This window comes from Paraburkholderia terrae (assembly GCF_002902925.1).
GTDB classification, from domain to species: domain Bacteria; phylum Pseudomonadota; class Gammaproteobacteria; order Burkholderiales; family Burkholderiaceae; genus Paraburkholderia; species Paraburkholderia terrae.
On the sequence record NZ_CP026111.1, the window covers coordinates 3,160,724 to 3,179,933 of the forward strand.

17 protein-coding genes are annotated in these 19,210 nt (G+C 63.1%); 13 read left to right on the plus strand and 4 right to left on the minus strand.

The genetic code is table 11. From position 1 onward, the window contains the following. The first annotated feature begins 15 nt into the window (after positions 1 to 15). From trpE to C2L65_RS13975, 6 genes are all read left to right on the plus strand, one after another. On the plus strand, positions 16 to 1,509 hold the full coding sequence (gene trpE, locus C2L65_RS13950) for an anthranilate synthase component I (RefSeq protein WP_042315914.1): 1,494 nt from the start codon (positions 16 to 18) through the stop codon (positions 1,507 to 1,509). A gap of 13 nt (positions 1,510 to 1,522) precedes the next feature. Continuing rightward, positions 1,523 to 2,110 carry an aminodeoxychorismate/anthranilate synthase component II gene (locus C2L65_RS13955; RefSeq protein ID WP_007580659.1) on the plus strand — a complete coding sequence of 196 codons (588 nt, stop codon included), beginning with the start codon at positions 1,523 to 1,525 and terminating at the stop codon, positions 2,108 to 2,110. A gap of 15 nt (positions 2,111 to 2,125) precedes the next feature. After that, complete coding sequence (gene trpD, locus C2L65_RS13960; protein WP_042315896.1) at positions 2,126 to 3,154, plus strand: anthranilate phosphoribosyltransferase; 1,029 nt, start codon at positions 2,126 to 2,128, stop codon at positions 3,152 to 3,154. Positions 3,155 to 3,165: 11 nt separating this feature from the next. Continuing rightward, the gene (trpC, locus tag C2L65_RS13965; RefSeq protein WP_042315893.1) at positions 3,166 to 3,951 is read left to right on the plus strand and encodes an indole-3-glycerol phosphate synthase TrpC; all 786 of its coding nucleotides are present in this window, start codon (positions 3,166 to 3,168) and stop codon (positions 3,949 to 3,951) included. A 30-nt stretch (positions 3,952 to 3,981) separates the two neighbouring features. Further along, complete coding sequence (locus C2L65_RS13970) at positions 3,982 to 4,617, plus strand: CYTH domain-containing protein (protein WP_042315892.1); 636 nt, start codon at positions 3,982 to 3,984, stop codon at positions 4,615 to 4,617. Positions 4,618 to 4,694: 77 nt separating this feature from the next. After that, a complete protein-coding gene (locus tag C2L65_RS13975; RefSeq protein ID WP_042315890.1) occupies positions 4,695 to 5,510 on the plus strand; it encodes a uracil-DNA glycosylase in 816 nt (271 codons plus the stop codon). Positions 5,511 to 5,661: 151 nt separating this feature from the next. Here the strand turns inward: C2L65_RS13975 and C2L65_RS13980 are convergent, their stop codons facing one another. The 4 genes from C2L65_RS13980 to C2L65_RS13995 form a co-directional block, all read right to left on the minus strand. Continuing rightward, entirely contained in the window at positions 5,662 to 6,258 is a 597-nt protein-coding gene (locus C2L65_RS13980; RefSeq protein ID WP_042315888.1) for an FMN-dependent NADH-azoreductase, read from the minus strand. A gap of 154 nt (positions 6,259 to 6,412) precedes the next feature. Beyond that, positions 6,413 to 8,206 (minus strand): M61 family metallopeptidase, encoded by a 1,794-nt coding sequence (locus C2L65_RS13985; RefSeq protein ID WP_042315886.1) that lies wholly within the window; start codon positions 8,204 to 8,206, stop codon positions 6,413 to 6,415. Between the two features lie 86 nt (positions 8,207 to 8,292). After that, positions 8,293 to 9,018: a DsbC family protein gene (locus C2L65_RS13990; protein WP_042315884.1), complete on the minus strand. Its 726-nt coding sequence runs from the start codon at positions 9,016 to 9,018 to the stop codon at positions 8,293 to 8,295. A gap of 228 nt (positions 9,019 to 9,246) precedes the next feature. After that, positions 9,247 to 10,419 (minus strand): UbiH/UbiF family hydroxylase, encoded by a 1,173-nt coding sequence (locus C2L65_RS13995; RefSeq protein ID WP_042315882.1) that lies wholly within the window; start codon positions 10,417 to 10,419, stop codon positions 9,247 to 9,249. Between the two features lie 421 nt (positions 10,420 to 10,840). On the opposite strand from C2L65_RS13995, the gene ychF reads away from it, so the two are divergent. From ychF to ettA, 7 genes are all read left to right on the plus strand, one after another. Continuing rightward, a complete protein-coding gene (gene ychF / locus C2L65_RS14000; RefSeq protein WP_042315881.1) occupies positions 10,841 to 11,935 on the plus strand; it encodes a redox-regulated ATPase YchF in 1,095 nt (364 codons plus the stop codon). 273 nt (positions 11,936 to 12,208) lie between these two features. Next, positions 12,209 to 13,534 carry a sn-glycerol-3-phosphate ABC transporter substrate-binding protein UgpB gene (ugpB, locus tag C2L65_RS14005; protein WP_042315879.1) on the plus strand — a complete coding sequence of 442 codons (1,326 nt, stop codon included), beginning with the start codon at positions 12,209 to 12,211 and terminating at the stop codon, positions 13,532 to 13,534. A 74-nt stretch (positions 13,535 to 13,608) separates the two neighbouring features. Continuing rightward, on the plus strand, positions 13,609 to 14,493 hold the full coding sequence (gene ugpA / locus C2L65_RS14010) for a sn-glycerol-3-phosphate ABC transporter permease UgpA (protein ID WP_042315877.1): 885 nt from the start codon (positions 13,609 to 13,611) through the stop codon (positions 14,491 to 14,493). Then, positions 14,490 to 15,335 (plus strand): sn-glycerol-3-phosphate ABC transporter permease UgpE, encoded by an 846-nt coding sequence (gene ugpE, locus C2L65_RS14015; RefSeq protein WP_042315876.1) that lies wholly within the window; start codon positions 14,490 to 14,492, stop codon positions 15,333 to 15,335. The genes ugpA and ugpE overlap by 4 nt, the downstream gene beginning before the upstream one ends. 12 nt (positions 15,336 to 15,347) lie before the next feature. Further along, a complete protein-coding gene (locus C2L65_RS14020; RefSeq protein WP_042315875.1) occupies positions 15,348 to 16,436 on the plus strand; it encodes a sn-glycerol-3-phosphate import ATP-binding protein UgpC in 1,089 nt (362 codons plus the stop codon). Next, complete coding sequence (locus C2L65_RS45480; protein WP_156132419.1) at positions 16,393 to 16,782, plus strand: hypothetical protein; 390 nt, start codon at positions 16,393 to 16,395, stop codon at positions 16,780 to 16,782. Before C2L65_RS14020 ends, C2L65_RS45480 begins: the two co-directional genes overlap by 44 nt. A gap of 620 nt (positions 16,783 to 17,402) precedes the next feature. Then, complete coding sequence (gene ettA / locus C2L65_RS14025) at positions 17,403 to 19,070, plus strand: energy-dependent translational throttle protein EttA (RefSeq protein WP_042313766.1); 1,668 nt, start codon at positions 17,403 to 17,405, stop codon at positions 19,068 to 19,070. The last annotated feature ends 140 nt before the right edge of the window (positions 19,071 to 19,210 follow it).

Below are 19,210 nucleotides of genomic sequence, written 5' to 3' on the forward strand. Positions count from 1 at the left end.
GAACAGGATCGGAACATGACCGAACTCGAATTTCAGTCCCTCGCGAACGAGGGCTTCAATCGCATCCCGCTGATCGCCGAAGCGCTGGCCGACCTCGAAACGCCGCTCTCGCTGTACCTGAAGCTCGCGCAAACCGAGCGCAACGGCGCGAACTCGTTTCTGCTCGAATCGGTGGTGGGAGGCGAACGCTTTGGCCGCTACTCGTTCATCGGCCTGCCGGCGCGCACGCTGATCCGCACGCGTAACGGCGTGACGGAAGTCGTGAAAGACGGCAAGGTCATCGAAACGCACGAGAGCGACCCGCTCGAATTCATCCAGCAGTTCCAGGGCCGCTTCAAGGTCGCACTGCGTCCGGGCCTGCCGCGTTTCGCGGGCGGTCTTGCCGGCTACTTCGGCTACGACGCCGTGCGCTACATCGAAAAGAAGCTCGCGCACACGGCCCCGCCCGACGATCTGAACCTGCCCGACATTCAACTGCTGCTGACGGAAGAAGTCGCCGTCATCGACAACCTCGCGGGCAAGCTGTACCTCGTGATCTACGCCGATCCGACGACGCCCGAAGCGTACACGCGCGCCAAGCAGCGTCTGCGCGAACTGAAGCAGCGCCTGCGTACGACGGTGCAGCCGCCTGTCACGTCGGCGAGTGTGCGTACCGAAATTTTCCGCGAGTTCAAGAAGGACGATTACCTCGCCGCCGTGCGCAAGGCGAAGGAATACATCGCGGCAGGCGAACTGATGCAAGTGCAGGTCGGCCAGCGTCTGACGAAACCGTATCGCGACAACCCGCTGTCGCTTTACCGCGCGCTGCGTTCGCTGAATCCGTCGCCGTACATGTACTACTACAACTTCGGCGAATTCCATGTGGTCGGCGCGTCGCCGGAAATTCTGGTGCGTCAGGAAAAGCGCAACGAAGACCGCATCGTCACGATCCGTCCGCTGGCAGGCACACGTCCGCGCGGCAACACGCCCGAGCGCGACGCCGAACTCGCCACCGAACTGCTGAACGATCCGAAGGAAGTCGCCGAGCACGTGATGCTGATCGACCTCGCGCGCAACGACGTGGGCCGTATCGCGGAGATCGGTTCGGTGTCCGTGACCGACAAGATGGTGATCGAAAAGTATTCGCACGTGCAGCACATCGTCAGCTCTGTCGAGGGCACGCTGAAGCCCGGCATGACCAATTTCGACGTGCTGCGCGCGACGTTCCCGGCGGGCACGCTGTCGGGCGCGCCGAAGGTTCGCGCGATGGAACTGATCGACGAACTCGAACCCGTGAAGCGCGGCCTCTACGGCGGCGCGGTCGGCTACCTGTCGTTCACGGGCGAGATGGACCTCGCGATCACGATCCGCACGGGCGTGATCTGCAACGGCAATCTGTATGTGCAGGCGGCAGCGGGCGTGGTCGCCGACTCGGTGCCCGAATCCGAATGGCAAGAGACCGAGAACAAGGCACGCGCTGTGATGCGCGCCGCCGAGCAAGTGCAAGACGGCCTCGATAGCGATTTCTGACCGGAGACAGACCATGCTGCTGATGATCGACAACTACGATTCGTTCACCTATAACCTGGTCCAGTACTTCGGCGAACTCGGCGAAGACGTGCGGACCTATCGCAACGACGAAATCACGCTCGACGAAATCGCGAAGCTCAACCCCGAGCGCATTTGCCTTTCACCGGGACCGAGCAATCCGCAACACGCGGGCATCACGCTCGACGTGCTGCGTGAATTCTCCGGCAAGTATCCGATCCTCGGCGTGTGTCTCGGCCATCAGGCGATCGGCGAAGCGTTCGGCGGCCGTGTGGTGCGCGCGCAGACCATCATGCACGGCAAGGTGAGCCAGATCGAAACCGACTGCAAAGGCGTATTCGCCGACCTGCCGAAGCACTTCACCGTCACGCGTTATCACTCGCTCGCGATCGAGCGCGAGTCGCTGCCCGATTGCCTCGAAATATCAGCATGGACCGACGACGGCGAAATCATGGGCGTGCGTCACAAGACGCTGCCTGTCGAAGGCGTGCAGTTCCATCCGGAATCGATCCTGTCGGAACACGGCCACGCGTTGCTCGAAAACTTCGTGAAGCAGTCGAAGGCCGTGGCGCGCAGCGCTTAACAAGGAGACGTCAAAATGATTACGGCCCAGGAAGCGCTGCAACGCACGATCGAGCATCGCGAAATTTTCCACGACGAAATGCTGCACCTGATGCGTCTCATCATGCGCGGCGACATGTCGCCCGTGATGGCGGCCGCGATCATCACGGGGCTGCGCGTCAAAAAAGAGACCATCGGCGAGATCACCGCGGCCGCCACGGTGATGCGTGAGTTCGCCCGTCACGTTGAAGTGCAGGACAACTCGAACTTCGTCGATATCGTGGGCACGGGCGGCGACGGATCGCACACGTTCAACATCTCGACGGCGACGATGTTCGTGACGGCGGCGGCTGGCGCGAAGGTCGCGAAGCACGGCAATCGCGGCGTGTCGAGCAAGTCAGGCAGCGCGGACGTGCTCGAAGCACTCGGCGTCAATATCGATCTGCAGCCGGAACAGGTGGCCGCGTCGATCGCCGAAACGGGCATGGGCTTCATGTTCGCGCCGAACCATCACCCGGCGATGAAGAACATCGCGCCCGTGCGCCGCGAACTCGGCGTGCGGACCATCTTCAACATCCTCGGTCCGCTGACGAACCCCGCCGGCGCGCCGAACCAGTTGCAAGGCGTGTTTCACCCGGACCTGGTCGGCATTCAGGTTCGCGTGATGGAGCGTCTCGGCGCAAACCACGTGCTCGTCGTGTATGGTATGGACGGCATGGATGAAGTGTCACTCGGCGGCGCGACGCTGGTCGGCGAACTGCGCGACGGCAAGGTGACCGAGTACGAGATTCACCCTGAGGACTTCGGCATGCAGATGGTGTCGAACCGCACGCTGAAAGTCGCGGACGCGACGGAATCGAAAGTGTTGCTGCTCGAAGCACTCGACAACAAGCCGGGCGTCGCGCGCGAAATCGTCACGCTGAACGCGGGCACCGCGCTGTACGCGGCGAACGTCGTGGAGTCGATCGCAGACGGCCTGCAACTGGCCCGCGAAGCGATCGCGAGCGGCAAGGCGCGCGCGAAGGTCGACGACCTGGTCCGCTTCACGCAACAGTTCAAGAAATAAACGGAATTCACATGAGCGATATTCTCGACCGCATCATCGACGTCAAGCGCGAAGAAGTGCGCGCCGCGCAGCAAAGCGCGCCGCTCGAAGAGTTGCGCCTGCAGGCATCGTCGCGCGATCTGCGCGATTTCGTCGGCGCGATTCGCGCGAAGCATGAAGCGGGTCTCGCGGCCGTGATCGCCGAGGTCAAGAAGGCGAGTCCGTCGAAAGGCGTGCTGCGCGACAACTTTGTACCGGCGGACATCGCGCGTTCATACGCGAAGCACGGCGCGGCGTGTCTATCCGTGCTGACCGACGTGCAGTTCTTCCAGGGCAGCGCGAAGTATCTGGAAGAGGCGCGCGCCGCGTGCGATCTGCCCGTTCTGCGCAAGGATTTCATCGTCGATCCGTATCAGATCCTCGAAGCGCGCGCGATGGGCGCCGACGCGATCCTGCTGATCGTCGCGGCACTCGAACTCTCGCAGATGCAGGATCTCGAAGCGTACGCGCATTCGCTCGGCCTCGCGGTGCTGGTCGAAGTTCACGACAAGGACGAACTGGTCGACGCGCTGACGCTGAAGACGCCGCTGATGGGCGTGAACAACCGCAATCTGCGCACGTTCGAAACATCGATCGACACCACGCTCGGCCTGCTGGACATGATGCCGGACGACCGCATCGTCGTGACCGAGTCGGGCATCATGTCGCGCGGCGACGTCGAGCGGATGCGCGCGATGGACGTGAACTCGTTCCTCGTCGGCGAAGCGTTCATGCGCGCCGAAGAACCGGGCGCGGAGCTTGCGCGGATGTTCTTCTGATTCTCACCACGTTACAGAGCGAGCCGCGCGATGGGCATGGAACACGAGATCAAGCTGTCGCTGCCGACCGGTCAGGTCGGCGCCGCGACGCAATGGTTGATTCAACGCGCCGGTGGCAAGGGCCGCACGATCACGCTCGAAAACAGCTATTACGACACACCGTCGCTGACGCTCGCGCGCGCGAAAAGCGCGGTGCGCGTGCGCCGCACGCCGGACGGCTGGCTGCAGACGTACAAGACGGTCGGCACGTCGAGTGGCGGCTTGCACAGCCGGCACGAGTGGGAAATGCCCATCAAGGGCAACGCGCTCGAGATCGACGCGCTGCTCGCAGCCTGTGACGACGAACCGTCGAAGGAAGCGTTGCGCAGCGCGCGTGACGACCTGATTCCGCTGTTCAGCACCAATTTCTCGCGGACGATCTGGCACGTGCGCATCGAAGGCGCCGACGTCGAGGCGGCCGTCGACCAGGGCGAGGTTGTCGCGGTCGTACACGGTGAAACGCGCCGCGCACCGATCTGCGAGATCGAGTTGGAACTGAAGCACGGTGACGCGGGGGCGCTGAACGCGTTGTCGGCGGAAATCGCGCAGGCCGTGCATGGCTTGCGCCCCGATGATGTGAGCAAGGCGCAGCGTGGTTATCGTCTGCGCGAAAGCAACTCGCAATAAGCGGCGAAAGCAGCAAACACCCAAGCAGGCGCGTGGCACCTTGAGCGCGCCCGCGTTTGCTGCCACACTAGCCCGCCATGAATTCCGCAAAACGTTCCCGCACCTCGCCGACGCAGCCGTCGCTCTTCACCGACGACGACACCCGCGCCGCCGCGCCCTCTCCCGCCACAGAGATTCAGACGCTCGAAGCGCAATTCGAAGGCCTGCCGCCTGCCTGGCGCGCGCACCTCAAACCGTTTATCGATAGCGACACGTATGCGCCGCTGTGCCAGTTCGTCGATGGCGAACGCGCGTCCGGCAAGACCGTCTATCCCGCCGACGTATTCCGCGCACTGCGACTCACGAGTCCCGACGACGTCAAGGTCGTGATTCTCGGCCAGGACCCGTATCACGGCGAAGACCGTGGCACGCCGCAGGCGCACGGTCTCGCGTTTTCAGTGCCGCCTTCGGTACGGCCGCCGCCGTCGTTGCGCAACATCTTCAAGGAAATCGCCGCGAGCCTCGGCCATGAGGCGCCGCAGCACGGCTGTCTCGATGCGTGGGCGCGACAAGGCGTGCTGTTGCTCAACACGGTGCTGACCGTCGAACGCGATCGTGCCGCGAGTCACGCGAAGCGCGGCTGGGAAAAATGCACCGACACGCTCATCCACGAACTCGCGATGCGTCACGATGGGCTCGTGTTCATGCTGTGGGGCGCGCACGCGCAGGCCAAGCGCGCGCTGCTCGGCGGCAAGTCGCATTGTGTGCTGGAAGCGCCCCACCCGTCGCCGCTATCGGCGCATCGCGGGTTTCTCGGCTGCCGGCATTTCGCGCTCGCCAACGAATTTCTCGAAGCGCATGGCCGTCAGACCATCGACTGGCGTTTGCCGGAAACGGGAGAAGTGTTCGCCTGAAGCGCACCCCATCCGCCGAAAACCCAAAAAAGAAAACGCCACGGAATTGTGTTCCGTGGCGTTTTCTTTTGCCGTCGCGATACGGGCGATCACCGTATCGGAAGAGCAAGCGGCCAGCCGGATGGCTCACCGCATAACCGTTTCAGACAGCTCAGGCAGCAGCAATCGCTTCGCGCGCGCCGGCCAGTGCCGCGGTCGCTGCGTCCGGGCCCATGTTCAGGCCTTCCGCGTAGATGAAGTTCACGTCGGTCATGCCGAGGAAGCCGAGGAACGTCGTCATGTAAGGCGTCTGCGTGTCGCCCGGCGTGCCGACGTACTTGCCGCCGCGTGCCGATACCACGAACACCTTCTTGCCCGTCACGAGACCTTCCGGACCGTTCGCGCCGTACTTGAACGTGATGCCAGCGCGTGCGATGAAGTCGAAGTACGTCTTCAGTTGCGACGAGATACCGAAGTTGTACAGCGGCGCGCCGATCACGACGATGTCGGCGGCTTGCAGTTCGGCGATCAGCGCTTCGCTGCGGGCTGCGATGGCTTGCTGTTCAGCCGTGCGCTGTTCGGCGGGCGTGAAGAACGCGCCGAGGATCGCGTCGTCGAGGTGCGGCAGTGCGTCTTCGTGCAGATTGCGGACGACGACTTGCGCGCCCGGATTCGATTGTTGCAGCTTCGCCGTCAGTTCGTTTGCCAGCAGCGTCGATTGAGCGCCTTGCGAGCGAGCCGACGAGTTGATTTGCAGGATCGTAGTCATCTGTGACTCCAGTGAGGGGCGCGCTGTGTTGCGCGAGTGGAGCCATTGTGTTTTTTTACCCGCCCGGGAAAAAGTAGCGCGGCGGCGACGGATTGTTGCAACGATAGAACAATCCGCCGCCGGGATCTTGCCGCGCAGACGGTTCGGCGACCGCTTACTTGCCGCCCAGCCAGCGTTTGCGCGCCGTTACGGCCGCCGCGCGTTTGTCGTTCGCGGTGAGTTTGTAGCGCGAGACTTCCGGTCCGTCCAGCTTGACCTGCGCGACGCGCAGCTCGTCGCGCCGGAACGCATGCACCTCGACCTTCGCGCCGGGCTGGTAGCGCGACAGCAGCGCGTCGAGATTCGAGCCCGTCACGCGCAAGCCGTCGACGGCAATCAGCACGTCGCCCGCCGAAAGACCGGCCTTCTGCGCCGCGCTGCCGTCATGAACGGCCGCCACCGTGCAGTCCGCGCCGCCGCGCATGCGCGCGCCGAGCGACGGCTTGCCCTTCGGATCGACGTCCGCTTCGAGTGTCACGCCGAACGGCGCCAACAGCGTGTCGAGCGGCAGATCGCTCGTACCGCGCACGCCTTCCGCGAAAAGCTCCGACAGGTCCGCGCCCGTGGCCTCGGCGAACAGCGCCTCGACGTCGGCTTCCTCGATGCCCTGACTCTTGCCCTTGAAGAAGTCGCGCCCGTAGCGCTGCCACAGCAGGCGCATCACGTCGTCGAGCGATTTGCGGTTCTGCGTTTGCGCGCGAATCGTCAGATCGAACGCGAGTGCGACCAGCGAGCCCTTCGTGTAATAGCTGACGATCGCGTTCGCCGCGTTTTCGTCCTGACGGTAGTACTTGACCCACGCGTCGAACGAACTTTCGGCGACCGTCTGCTTCAGGCGCCCGCTGCCGCGCAGCACGCCGCCGATCGTCTTGCCGAGCAGCGTGAAGTAGTCGGTATCCTTGATCAGGCCGCTGCGCACGAGCACCAGGTCGTCGTAGTAAGACGTGAAGCCCTCGAACAGCCACAGCAGCGACGTGTAATTTTCCTGCGTGAGATCGTACGGCGCGAACACGGCGGGCTTGATGCGCTTCACGTTCCACGTGTGGAAGTATTCGTGGCTGCACAGGCCGAGATACGTGCGATAGCCGTCCGTCGTCTCGTCGCGGCCTTCGACGGGCAAATCCGCGCGATTGCAGATCAGCGCCGTCGATGCGCGATGCTCCAGACCGCCGTAGCCATCGGTGACGGCTTGCGTCATGAAGACGTAGCGGTCCATCGGCGCCTTTTTCGAGCGCGGCTCGAAGAGCGCGATCTGTGCTTCGCAAACGCGCTTCAGATCCGCCGACAGCCGCGCCATGTCCAAACCGATCACGCGCCCGGCGATCACGATGTCGTGCGGCACGCCGTGCGCCTTGAACGTCGCGAGTTCGAATTCACCGAGCGTGACGGGATGATCGATCAGCTCGTCGTAGTTCTGCGCGCTGTACTCGCCGAAGCCGTAGCGCTTCGTGCCGCGCCCTTCCGTCAACGCCGTCGCGACGCGCCAGTTGTGGAATTGCGGACCGGCCGGCTTCTGGATATCGACGACGCACGGCGCGTCCTCGAACCCGAGCGGCGACAGAAACACGCTCGTGCCGTTGAAGAAGCCCGTCGTGTCGTCGAGATGCGCGGCGCGCACCGACAGGTCCCATGCGTAGACCTCGTAGCGCAGCGTCAGCGCGCCCTTGACGGGCGCCGCCTGCCACGAGTGCTTGTCGATCTTTTCGAGCCGCACCTTGCGGCCCGCGTCGTTGAACGCGCGTAGCGTTACGATGTTGCGCGCGAACTCGCGGACCATGTAGCTGCCGGGAATCCACACGGGCAGCATGAAGCGCTGGCCCGACGGATCGGGCTCGGCGACGGTCACGGTCACTTCGAAGAGATGGGCGGCGGGATGCTTCGGAACGATGGTGTAGCGGATCGGCTTCATCGGCGCTCGTGTGTGGAAACTGGTGAAGAAAACGACAGGAGGCGCCGCGCGCCTCCTTTCAAACAGATTCAGACGATGCGCGCAACTCAGCGCACCGACGACAACGCCTTGTCCAGCTGGTCCGCCGGCACGGCGCCCGGCAGGCGACGTCCATCCGCGAGAAACACGGTCGGCGTGCCGCTCACGTTCATCGACTGTCCGAGCACGAGGTTCTTGTCGATCGCGGCCGTGTCGCAGGTGCCGGGCGCGGTCGGCGCGCGGTGATCCTGCATCCAGGCTTCCCATGCCTTCGCGCGGTCGGAGGAACACCAGATCGACTTCGACTTCACCGTCGAATCCGGCGACAGGACCGGGTACAGGAACGTATAAACAGTGATGTTATCCATCGACTTCAGCGTCGTTTCGAGCTGCTTGCAGTACGGGCAGTTCGGATCGGAGAACACGGCGATCTTGCGGCTGCCGTTGCCCTTCACCACTTTCACCGCGTTCGCGAACGGCAGGCTCGCGAAATCGATGCGGTTCGTTTCGGACAGGCGCGCTTCCGTCAGATTCTGGCGCGTCTTCGCGTCGATCATGTCGCCGAGAATCAGATGGTCGCCCGACGCGTCGCTATAGACGATCTGCGAGCCGAGGTTCACCTCATAAAGCCCGTCGATCGGCGACTTGGACACGCTTTTGATCGTCGCTTCGCTCAGACGCGATTGCAGCGTCGACTTGAGCTTGTCGGTGGTCTGGTCGGCCTGCGCCGAACAGCCGAGGCCGATGGTCGCGACGGCCAGCGCCAGCGCGGCGATGCGGATACGTTTCTTCATGCTGCTGCTCCTGATTCGATTCGGCGCGCGGCCCGTTTGCCGCTCGTCTGCGCCTGTGTTCAAGTTCCGCGCGGGTTTCCGGGTGCGTGCCGGAATGTTCCCCGTTGCAACGATGCGTGTGGGGTGCATCAGGCAGTGCTGCGCAGATGGTATGCCTTGCGTTCGATCCTGTCAGACGCACTCGCCGCCGCGCCGTTCCTTCTGGCGCGTGGCTGGCGCATTGATTGTTCAGCCCAGCGCCGCCGAGACCAGCCAGCGCTTGACCAGCGGCTGCGCGCCGACGAATGCCATGCCCGTGTTGCGAACCGCGCGCGCGATATTGCCCGGCAGCCCGAACAGCTTCTGCAGGCCATCGGTGGCGATGGTCAACGCGCGAATGTCTTCGCTGCGCGAGCGTTCGTAGCGGCGCAACAGCACTGTGTCGCCGATATCGCGGAACGCCTCTTTATTCACGATCGCGTCCACCAGCGACGCCACGTCGCGCAAGCCCAGATTCATGCCCTGCCCGGCGAGCGGATGGATCAGGTGCGCGGCATCGCCGACCAGCGCGACGCGCGGCGCGACCAGCCGGTCGACGGTTTGCAGCGCAAGCGGAAAGCCTTGAGCGGGCGTCACACATTCGAGCGTGCCGAGCGCGCCCATCGTCGCCCGTTCGACTTCCGCCGCGAGTTGCGCCGGATCGAGTTTGACGAGCGTGTTCGCGTGATCGGTCATCGCCGACCAGACCAGCGACACGTGCCCATCCGGCAGCGGCAGCAGCGCGATGATCTCGCCGTCGCGGAACCACTGATACGCTGTCTCGCCGTGCGGCCGCCCGGCCTTGAAGTTCGCGACGACGCCCGTCTGCCGGTAGTCGCGCCGGTTCACCTTCGAGCCGATCTGCGCGCGCACCCACGAATGCGCGCCGTCCGCGCCGACCACGAGATCCGCTTCGAGCACGTTGCCATTGGCGAGACCGATCGTCGCGCCGCCCGTCTTGACATCGAGCCCCTGCGCACGCGTGTCGAGCCACGTGAGGTTGGGCTGGAAGCGCAGCGCGGCATCGAGCGCCTGTTCGATCAGCGACGATTCAGCGATCCACGCGAGCTGCGGCACGGATGCCTGGAACGCCGAGAAATGCAGTTCGGCGTGTGCGTCGCCGTAGACGCGCATGTCGTAAACGGGCGCGAGCCGCGAAGCATCGAGCGCCTGCCACACGCGCAGGCGTTCGAGCAGCGCCTGCGAACTCGCGGACAGCGCGTAGACGCGCGAGTCGAATACGGCGTTGGCGGGCAGCGGCTGACAATGCTGCGCGAGCAATGCGACGCGCAGGCCGCTTTGCGTGAGCGCAAGCGCCGCCGTCTTGCCGACGAGCCCGCCGCCGATCACGGCGACGTCGAAGGACTGATGGTGAGCATTCATCCGGGCATTATAGCCGTGAGGGGTGCCGGGGACGGATCGGCGGGACAGGCTTTTGGCGCGGTTTCGGCGTTGTTTGAGCGGAGATTGATGCAGGTCGGGCACAAGTCTCGTCGATTGTGGACTGCATATGCACGCGCTCGCGTAGCGAACGGCGCGCGCCGCCGCTTCTCCGCTGCCGCGAGCGCGCCGCCGGACAGGGTTACAATTGCGGTTTTCGGTTATCCGGCACCTCCGGCGCGCGTTTGCAGCGCGGCGGGTGTCTTACGACAGTCCGCCTGTGCCGCGTGTTTTCGGCGCGTGCTTCTGGCACGCACCTGGCGCCAGCGGACTTGCGGGCCGCGGCCAGCATCGCGCCGCGCCACATGTAGCCCGCGCTCCGTTCGCCGAAGCCTGTCACCACCTGATTTTGTAGAGAACCTTCATGAGCCTCAAATGCGGCATCGTCGGCCTGCCTAACGTCGGCAAGTCCACCCTGTTCAATGCGCTGACCAAGGCGGGCATCGCCGCCGAAAACTATCCGTTCTGCACGATCGAGCCGAACGTCGGCGTGGTCGAAGTGCCGGACGCGCGCCTGACGGCGCTCGCCGGCATCGTCAAGCCGGAGCGCATCGTGCCCGCCGTCGTCGAATTCGTCGACATCGCGGGTCTGGTGGCGGGCGCGAGCAAGGGCGAAGGCCTCGGCAACCAGTTCCTCGCGAATATCCGCGAAACGGATGCGATCACGCACGTCGTGCGCTGCTTCGAAGACGAGAACGTGATTCACGTCGCGGGCAAGGTTGATCCCGTGTCGGATATCGAAGTGATCAACACGGAACTCGCGCTCGCCGACCTCGCAACGGTCGAAAAGGCGCTCACACGCTATGCGAAAGCCGCGAAGTCCGGCAACGACAAGGAAGCGGTGAAGCTCGCTGCGGTGCTGGAAAAGGTTCGCGCGCAACTGGATCAGGCGAAGCCGGTTCGCGGGCTGAATCTGACGGAAGAAGAGCTTCTGCTGATCAGGCCGTTCTGCCTGATTACGGCCAAGCCGGCCATGTACGTCGCGAACGTCAAGGAAGACGGCTTCGAGAACAATCCGCACCTGGACGCGGTGCGCAAGTACGCCGAAACGGAAAATGCGCCCGTGGTCGCCGTGTGCGCGGCGATCGAGGCGGAAATCGCCGATCTCGCCGATGAAGACAAGGAAGTGTTTCTCGCCGACATGGGCATGCACGAGCCGGGTCTGAACCGCGTGATTCGCGCGGGTTTCAAGCTGCTCGGCCTGCAGACGTATTTCACGGCGGGCGTGAAGGAAGTGCGCGCATGGACGATTCATGTCGGCGATACCGCGCCGCAGGCTGCGGGCGCGATTCACACGGACTTCGAACGCGGCTTCATTCGCGCGCAGACGATCGGATTTGACGATTACATCGCGTACAAGGGTGAACAAGGCGCGAAGGAAGCGGGCAAGATGCGCGCCGAAGGGAAGGAGTACATCGTGCATGACGGCGACGTGATGAACTTTTTGTTCAACGTCTGACGAGCAATTGTCAAATGCCTCCCCGCCGCTTCGCGCGGGGGCGCAAATTGACCAAAGCCGCGCATCGACGCGGCTTTTTTTTCGCCCTCGTTGCACGCGCACCCATCGATGCTGCGGGTAATCGCCCTTTCTCCGATTATTCTTCCGATGTTAAATTGCCCGTTCGGCACTGAGCCTTACATATAGAAAATTCACCGACGCTTTCCTGTCATCGACCACAACTAGAATCGCGCGACCGCAATCCGCGCTTTCCGTAAAAGAAGGAGACTCTCGATGCATTGCAAGCCGCTCATCCGTTCGCTGTCCGTCGCAGCCGTTCTGTCATTCGGTACCTGGCAAACCGCCTACGCCGCCACAGAAATCCAGTTCTGGCATGCAATGGAAGCCGCCCTCGGCGAACGCCTGAACACGATCGCCAACGACTTCAACGCATCGCAGAGCGACTACAAGATCGTCCCCGTCTTCAAGGGCACCTACGACCAGACGCTCGCAGCCGGCATCGCGGCGTATCGCAGCGGCAACGCGCCCGCGATCCTGCAGGTCTACGAGGTCGGCACCGCGACGATGATGCAGGCGAAGAAAGCCGTCATTCCCGTCTCCGACGTGTTCAAGCAGGCGGGCATGACGCTCGACGAAAAAGCTTTCGTGCCGACCATCGCCAGCTATTACAGCGACTCGAAGACAGGCCACCTGATCTCGATGCCGTTCAATAGCTCGACGCCCGTCCTCTACTACAACAAGGAAGCCTTCAAGAAAGCCGGCCTCGATCCGAACACACCGCCCAAAACGTGGGCGGAACTGGAGCAGGACGCGCTGAAACTGAAAGCAGCGGGCATGTCGTGCGGCTATTCGTCGGGCTGGCAAAGCTGGATTCAGCTCGAGAACTACAGCGCCTGGCACGGCGCGCCGTTCGCGACGGAGAACAACGGCTTCGACGGCGCCGACGCCAAGCTCGAATTCAACAAGCCGCTGCAGATCGCGCACATCACGTTCCTGCAGAAGATGCAGAAGGAAGGCGCATTCACCTATGTCGGCCGCAAGGACGAACCGGTGTCGAAGTTCTACAGCGGCGACTGCGGGATCATCACGAACTCGTCCGGCTCGCTGGCAACGATCCGCAAGTACGCGAAGTTCGACTTCGGCACGGGCATGATGCCGTACGACGCGAGCGTAAAGGGCGCGCCGCAGAACGCGATCATCGGCGGCGCGAGCCTGTGGGTGCTGTCGGGCAAGGACCCCGCCGAATATAAGGGCGTCGCGAAGTTCCTCGCCTATCTCAGCTCGCCGCCTGTCGCCGCGAAATGGCATCAGGACACGGGTTATCTGCCCGTCACCACGGCCGCTTATCAGTTGACCCAGCAACAGGGCTTCTACGAGAAGAATCCCGGCAGCGACACGGCTATCAAGCAGATGCTGAACAAACCGCCCCTGCCGTACACGAAGGGACTGCGTCTGGGCAACATGCCGCAGATCCGCACGATCATCGACGAAGAACTCGAACAGGTCTGGTCCGACAAGAAGACGCCGAAGGATGCGCTCGATTCGTCGGTGTCGCGCGGCGACGAACTGCTGCGCCGCTTCGAGAAAGCGGGTAGCTGATCCGCAAGACAGGCGCGCTTTCAACGCGTTAGCGTAAAGCGCGCCTCATCCGTTCACTGTTGCTAAGGACGTCGATGGACAAGCGTTCCCGCTTCGGCACCAGCCTCCTGCCGTATCTGCTCGTCGCGCCGCAACTCGCGATCACACTGCTGTTCTTTCTGCTGCCAGCGGGCGAAGCCCTCTGGCAATCGACGCAGACACAGGACGCGTTCGGCACGTCGAGCGAATTTGTCGGCTTGAGCAACTTCAAGCAGCTATTTGGCGATCCGCTGTATCTCGCATCGTTCGAAACGACGTTGATTTTTTGCGCGCTCGTCACCGTGTCGGGTCTCGTGATCTCGCTGCTGTTCGCCGCCTGCGCCGACCGCGTGACACGCGGCGCGAGAGCCTATCAGACGCTGTTGATCTGGCCGTATGCGGTCGCGCCCGCGATTGCCGCCGTGCTGTGGTCGTTCCTGTTCAACCCGAGCATCGGCCTCGTGACCTTCGCGCTCGGCAAGGCGGGCATCGTCTGGAATCACGCGCTCAATCCCGGTCAGGCGATGTTCCTCGTCGTGCTCGCCTCCGTGTGGAAGCAGGTCAGCTACAACTTCCTGTTCTTCTACGCGGGACTGCAGGCCATTCCGCGCTCGCTGATCGAAGCGGCCGCGATCGACGGCGCCGGTCCCGTGCGGCGCTTCTTCGGCGTCGCGCTGCCGCTGCTGTCGCCGACGACGTTCTTTCTGCTCGTCGTCAATCTCGTCTACGCGTTCTTCGACACGTTCCCGATCATCGACGCCGCGACGGGCGGCGGCCCCGCCCAATCGACGCGCACGCTGATCTACAAGATCTTCGCCGAAGGCTTCCAGGGTCTCGACATTGGCAGTTCGGGCGCGCAGTCGGTGGTGCTGATGCTGATCGTGGTCGGGCTGACCGTCGTGCAGTTCCGTTTCATCGAGCGGAGGGTTCAATACTCATGATCGAGAATCGCCGCGGCTTCGATATCTTTTGCCACGTCGTGTTGCTGATCGGCGTGGTGCTGGTCGTGTTCCCCGTCTACGTCGCGTTCTGCGCGGCGACGATGAGCGAGCATGAAGTGTTCAACGTGCCGCTGTCGCTCGTGCCGAGCACGCATCTGTTCGAGAACATCGCGAACATCTGGACGCACGGCACGGGCAACGCGGCCAGCCCGTTCGGCACGATGCTCGTTAACAGCCTCGTGATGGCGCTCGTCATCGCGATCGGCAAGATCGCCGTGTCGATCATCTCGGCGTTCGCGATTGTGTTCTTCCGCTTTCCGGGCCGCAACGTCGCGTTCTGGCTGATCTTCATCACGCTGATGCTGCCCGTCGAAGTGCGGATCTTTCCGACTGTGCAGGTCGTCTCGTCGATGCATCTGAGCAATACCTACGCCGGGCTCACGCTGCCACTGATCGCATCCGCGACCGCGACGTTCCTGTTCCGCCAGTTCTTCCTCACGCTGCCCGACGAGCTGATGGAAGCGGCGCGCATCGACGGCGCGGGGCCGTTGCGCTTCTTCTGGGACGTGGTGCTGCCGCTGTCGAAGACGAACCTCGCGGCGCTCTTCGTGATCACGTTCATCTACGGCTGGAATCAATACCTGTGGCCGATCCTGATCACCAGTCAGCAATCGCTGACGACGGCCGTGGTCGGCATCAAGAGCATGATCGCTTCCGGCGACACCGCAACCGAATGGCATCTCGTGATGGCCGCGACGTTGCTCGCGATGTTGCCGCCGCTCGTCGTTGTGCTGGCGATGCAGCGCTGGTTCGTGCGCGGTCTCGTGGATGCGGAAAAATAAGGATAAAGAGTCATGTCAGCACTGGCGCTCAAAGGCGTAAAGAAATCGTACGACGGCAAGCAGAACGTTCTGCACGGCATCAACGCGGACGTCGGGGACGGCGAGTTCGTCGTGATGGTTGGGCCGTCGGGTTGCGGCAAGTCGACCTTGCTGCGGATGGTCGCGGGGCTGGAGGCGATCACCGAGGGCGAGATTGCGATCGACGGCAAGGTCGTCAACAACCTGGAGCCGAAGGATCGGAACATCGCGATGGTGTTCCAGAACTACGCGCTTTATCCGCATATGACGGTTGCGGAGAACATGGGCTACGCGCTCAAGATTGCGGGGCTGACGAAGTCGAAGATCGAGTCGCGGGTGCTGACGGCCGCGAAGATTCTCGAACTCGAACCGCTGCTGTCGAGAAAGCCGCGCGAGCTGTCGGGCGGCCAGCGACAGCGCGTCGCGATGGGCCGCGCGATTGTGCGCGAGCCGGCTGTGTTCCTGTTCGACGAGCCGCTGTCGAACCTGGATGCCCGTTTGCGCGTGCAGATGCGGCTCGAAATTCAGCGGCTGCATGGGCGGCTCAAGACGACGAGCCTTTACGTGACGCACGACCAGATCGAAGCGATGACGCTCGCGCAGCGTGTGATCGTGATGAACCGCGGGCATGCGGAGCAGATCGGTGCTCCCACCGAGGTCTACGAGCGGCCTGCGACGACGTTTGTTGCTGGGTTTATCGGCTCGCCGGGGATGAATTTGCTGAACGGCTGGATCACGGAGGATGGCGCTTTATTTGAAGTTGCGGGAGAGGGGCCGAAGTTGCCTTTGGCGGGTGTGCCGTGCGTTGGCCGCGAAGTCGCGGCGGGTCGGGCGTGTGTGCTTGGAATTCGGCCGGAGCATATGACGCCCTCGGACGCCGCTGTGCCTTCGGCCACGCTTGCCGTTGATTCTTGCGAATTGCTCGGTGCCGATAATCTCGCGCATGGGCGCTGGGGCAAGCACGATGTGACTGTGCGGTTGCCGCATGGGCATCGGCCGCAAGCCGGCGAACGGCTTCAGGTCGCGTTGCCCGCGCAGCATGTTCATTTCTTCGATGAGGAAAGCGGGCGCCGCCTCAATTGAGCTGTGCGGTTTTGCTTTCGGTTTTGCTTTTGCTTTCGCCTTTGTTTTTGCTTTCGTTTTTGCTGGCATCCGCGATTTGTTAGCTCGCTTCAAGCGTCGCCCCTGTGCGGGGCGGCACCTACTTTTCTTTGCCGCCGCAAAGAAAAGTAGGCAAAAGAAAGCGGCTAACACCGCCAGCACTTGTTCTTATCCACGGGCCCCCAACGTCCCCACTCTTCGCACCGAAGTGCCCTGGTCGATGCTCGTTGCCAACGCTTTGAATGAGCGCCCCACCCGCTTCGAATGCTTTTGCACGGGCCAGCAGCAGCGAACGGTATGTGCCGCCCAGGTGGCAAACTGTGTGTAGGTTGTCGCGGTGTATAGCTCGGCGCTCTTACATGGAGGCGCGCGCTATCGGTTCGAAGTGAGGCGTGCGAGACACTACGGCCTACACACAGTTTGCCGCCTGGGCGGCGGTGGAATATCTGGCACGGCATGATGCAGCGCGGGTGCGTGAAGCGGGTGAGGCGCACCGCAAGGACCTTGGCAACGAACGTGGGTCACGTGATTGCCGTGTGAAGCGTAAGACCCTTTGGGGGCCCTCAGGCAATAACTAGCACTGGCGGTGTGAGCCGCTTTCTTTTGCCTACTTTTCTTTGCGGCGGCAAAGAAAAGTAGGTGCCGCCCCGCACAGGGGCGACGCTTGAAGCGAGCTAACGCATCGCGGATGCCAGCGAAACCAAGTGCGAACCGCAACCACCCCAACGCTCAGCAGAGAAAAAACCCACACAACAGCGCCCCACGCAGTGCCAAACCCCAAACAAAAAGCGTCGCAGACACACGAAGTACAATACCGTTTCCGCCCGCGGCGCGCGCCAACCAAGATCCGCTGCGCCCGGCAAATACCAGCAACACCAAAACCCAAACCCACTCACCCAACGCCGTCCGCCGTCGCGCGGACCGCGAACCCAACTCAAGCGTAAGCAAATGGCCCAATACGTCTTCACCATGAACCGGGTCGGCAAGATCGTGCCGCCCAAGCGTCAAATCCTGAAAGACATCTCGCTGTCATTCTTCCCCGGCGCCAAGATCGGCCTGCTCGGCCTGAACGGCTCGGGCAAGTCCACGCTGATCAGGATCATGGCCGGCGTCGACAAGGACATCGAAGGCGAAGCCACGCCGATGCCGAACCTGAACATCGGCTATCTGCCGCAGGAGCCGCAGCTCGATCCGCAACAGACCGTGCGCGAAGCCGTCGAAGATGGTCTCGGCGACGTGTTCCAGGCGCAAAAGAAGCTCGATGAAATCTACGCCGCCTACGCCGAACCGGACGCCGACTTCGACGCGCTCGCCGCCGAGCAGGCGAAGTACGAAGCCATCCTCGCGACATCGGACGGCGGCAGCCCCGAGCAACAGCTCGAAGTCGCCGCCGACGCGCTGCGCCTGCCGCCGTGGGACGCGAAGATCGAGAACCTGTCAGGCGGCGAAAAGCGCCGCGTCGCGCTGTGCAAGCTGTTGCTCCAAAAGCCCGACATGCTGCTGCTCGACGAACCGACCAACCACCTCGACGCCGAATCCGTCGAATGGCTCGAACAGTTCCTCACGCGCTTCCCCGGCACCGTGGTCGCCGTCACCCACGATCGCTACTTCCTCGACAACGCCGCCGAGTGGATTCTCGAACTCGACCGCGGCCACGGCATTCCGTGGAAAGGCAACTACAGCAGCTGGCTCGACCAGAAGGAAGACCGCCTGAAGCAGGAAGAAGCGTCTGAATCGGCGCGTCAAAAGGCGATCAAGAAAGAACTGGAATGGGTGCGCCAGAACCCGAAGGGCCGTCAGGCAAAGTCGAAGGCGCGTATTGCCCGCTTCGAGGAACTGAACAGCCAGGAATACCAGAAGCGCAACGAAACCCAGGAAATCTTCATCCCCGTCGGCGACCGCCTCGGCAATGAAGTGATCGAGTTCAAGAACGTCAGCAAGTCGTATGGCGATCGCCTGCTCATCGACGACCTGAGCCTGAAGATTCCGGCAGGCGCGATCGTCGGCATCATCGGCCCGAACGGCGCCGGTAAGTCGACCCTCTTCCGCATGCTGACGGGCAAGGAGCAGCCGGATTCCGGCGAAATCGTGCAAGGCCCGACCGTCAAGCTCGCGTACGTCGATCAGAGCCGCGACGCGCTCGACGGCTCGAAGACGGTGTTCGAAGCGATCTCCGGCGGCGCGGACGTGCTGACGGTCGGCAAGTACGAAACGCCGTCGCGCGCGTATATCGGCCGCTTCAACTTCAAGGGCGGCGACCAGCAGAAGATCGTCGGCAATCTGTCGGGCGGGGAGCGCGGCCGGCTGCATCTGGCCAAGACGCTGATCGCGGGCGGCAACGTGTTGCTGCTGGACGAACCGTCGAACGACCTCGACGTCGAAACGCTGCGCGCGCTCGAAGACGCACTGCTCGAATTCGCCGGCTCGGTCATGGTGATCTCGCACGATCGCTGGTTCCTCGACCGCATCGCGACGCACATCCTCGCGTTCGAAGGCGATTCGCAAGTCACCTTCTTCAACGGTAACTACCAGGAGTACGAAGCGGACAAGCGCGCGCGTCTCGGCGAAGAAGCGGCGCGTCCGAAGCGTCTGCGCTACAAGCCGATCACCCGTTAAGCCTTCGCTATTGCGCTGTATCGCCGTCCGCAGCCGGGCCGTTTTGCACGGTTCGATGCGGACGGCATAAGAGTTGCTCCCGTCACTCGCAAGTCGCATTCGATCCAGGCAGTTTCAGACGCAGGCACCCGCTGTCTGCG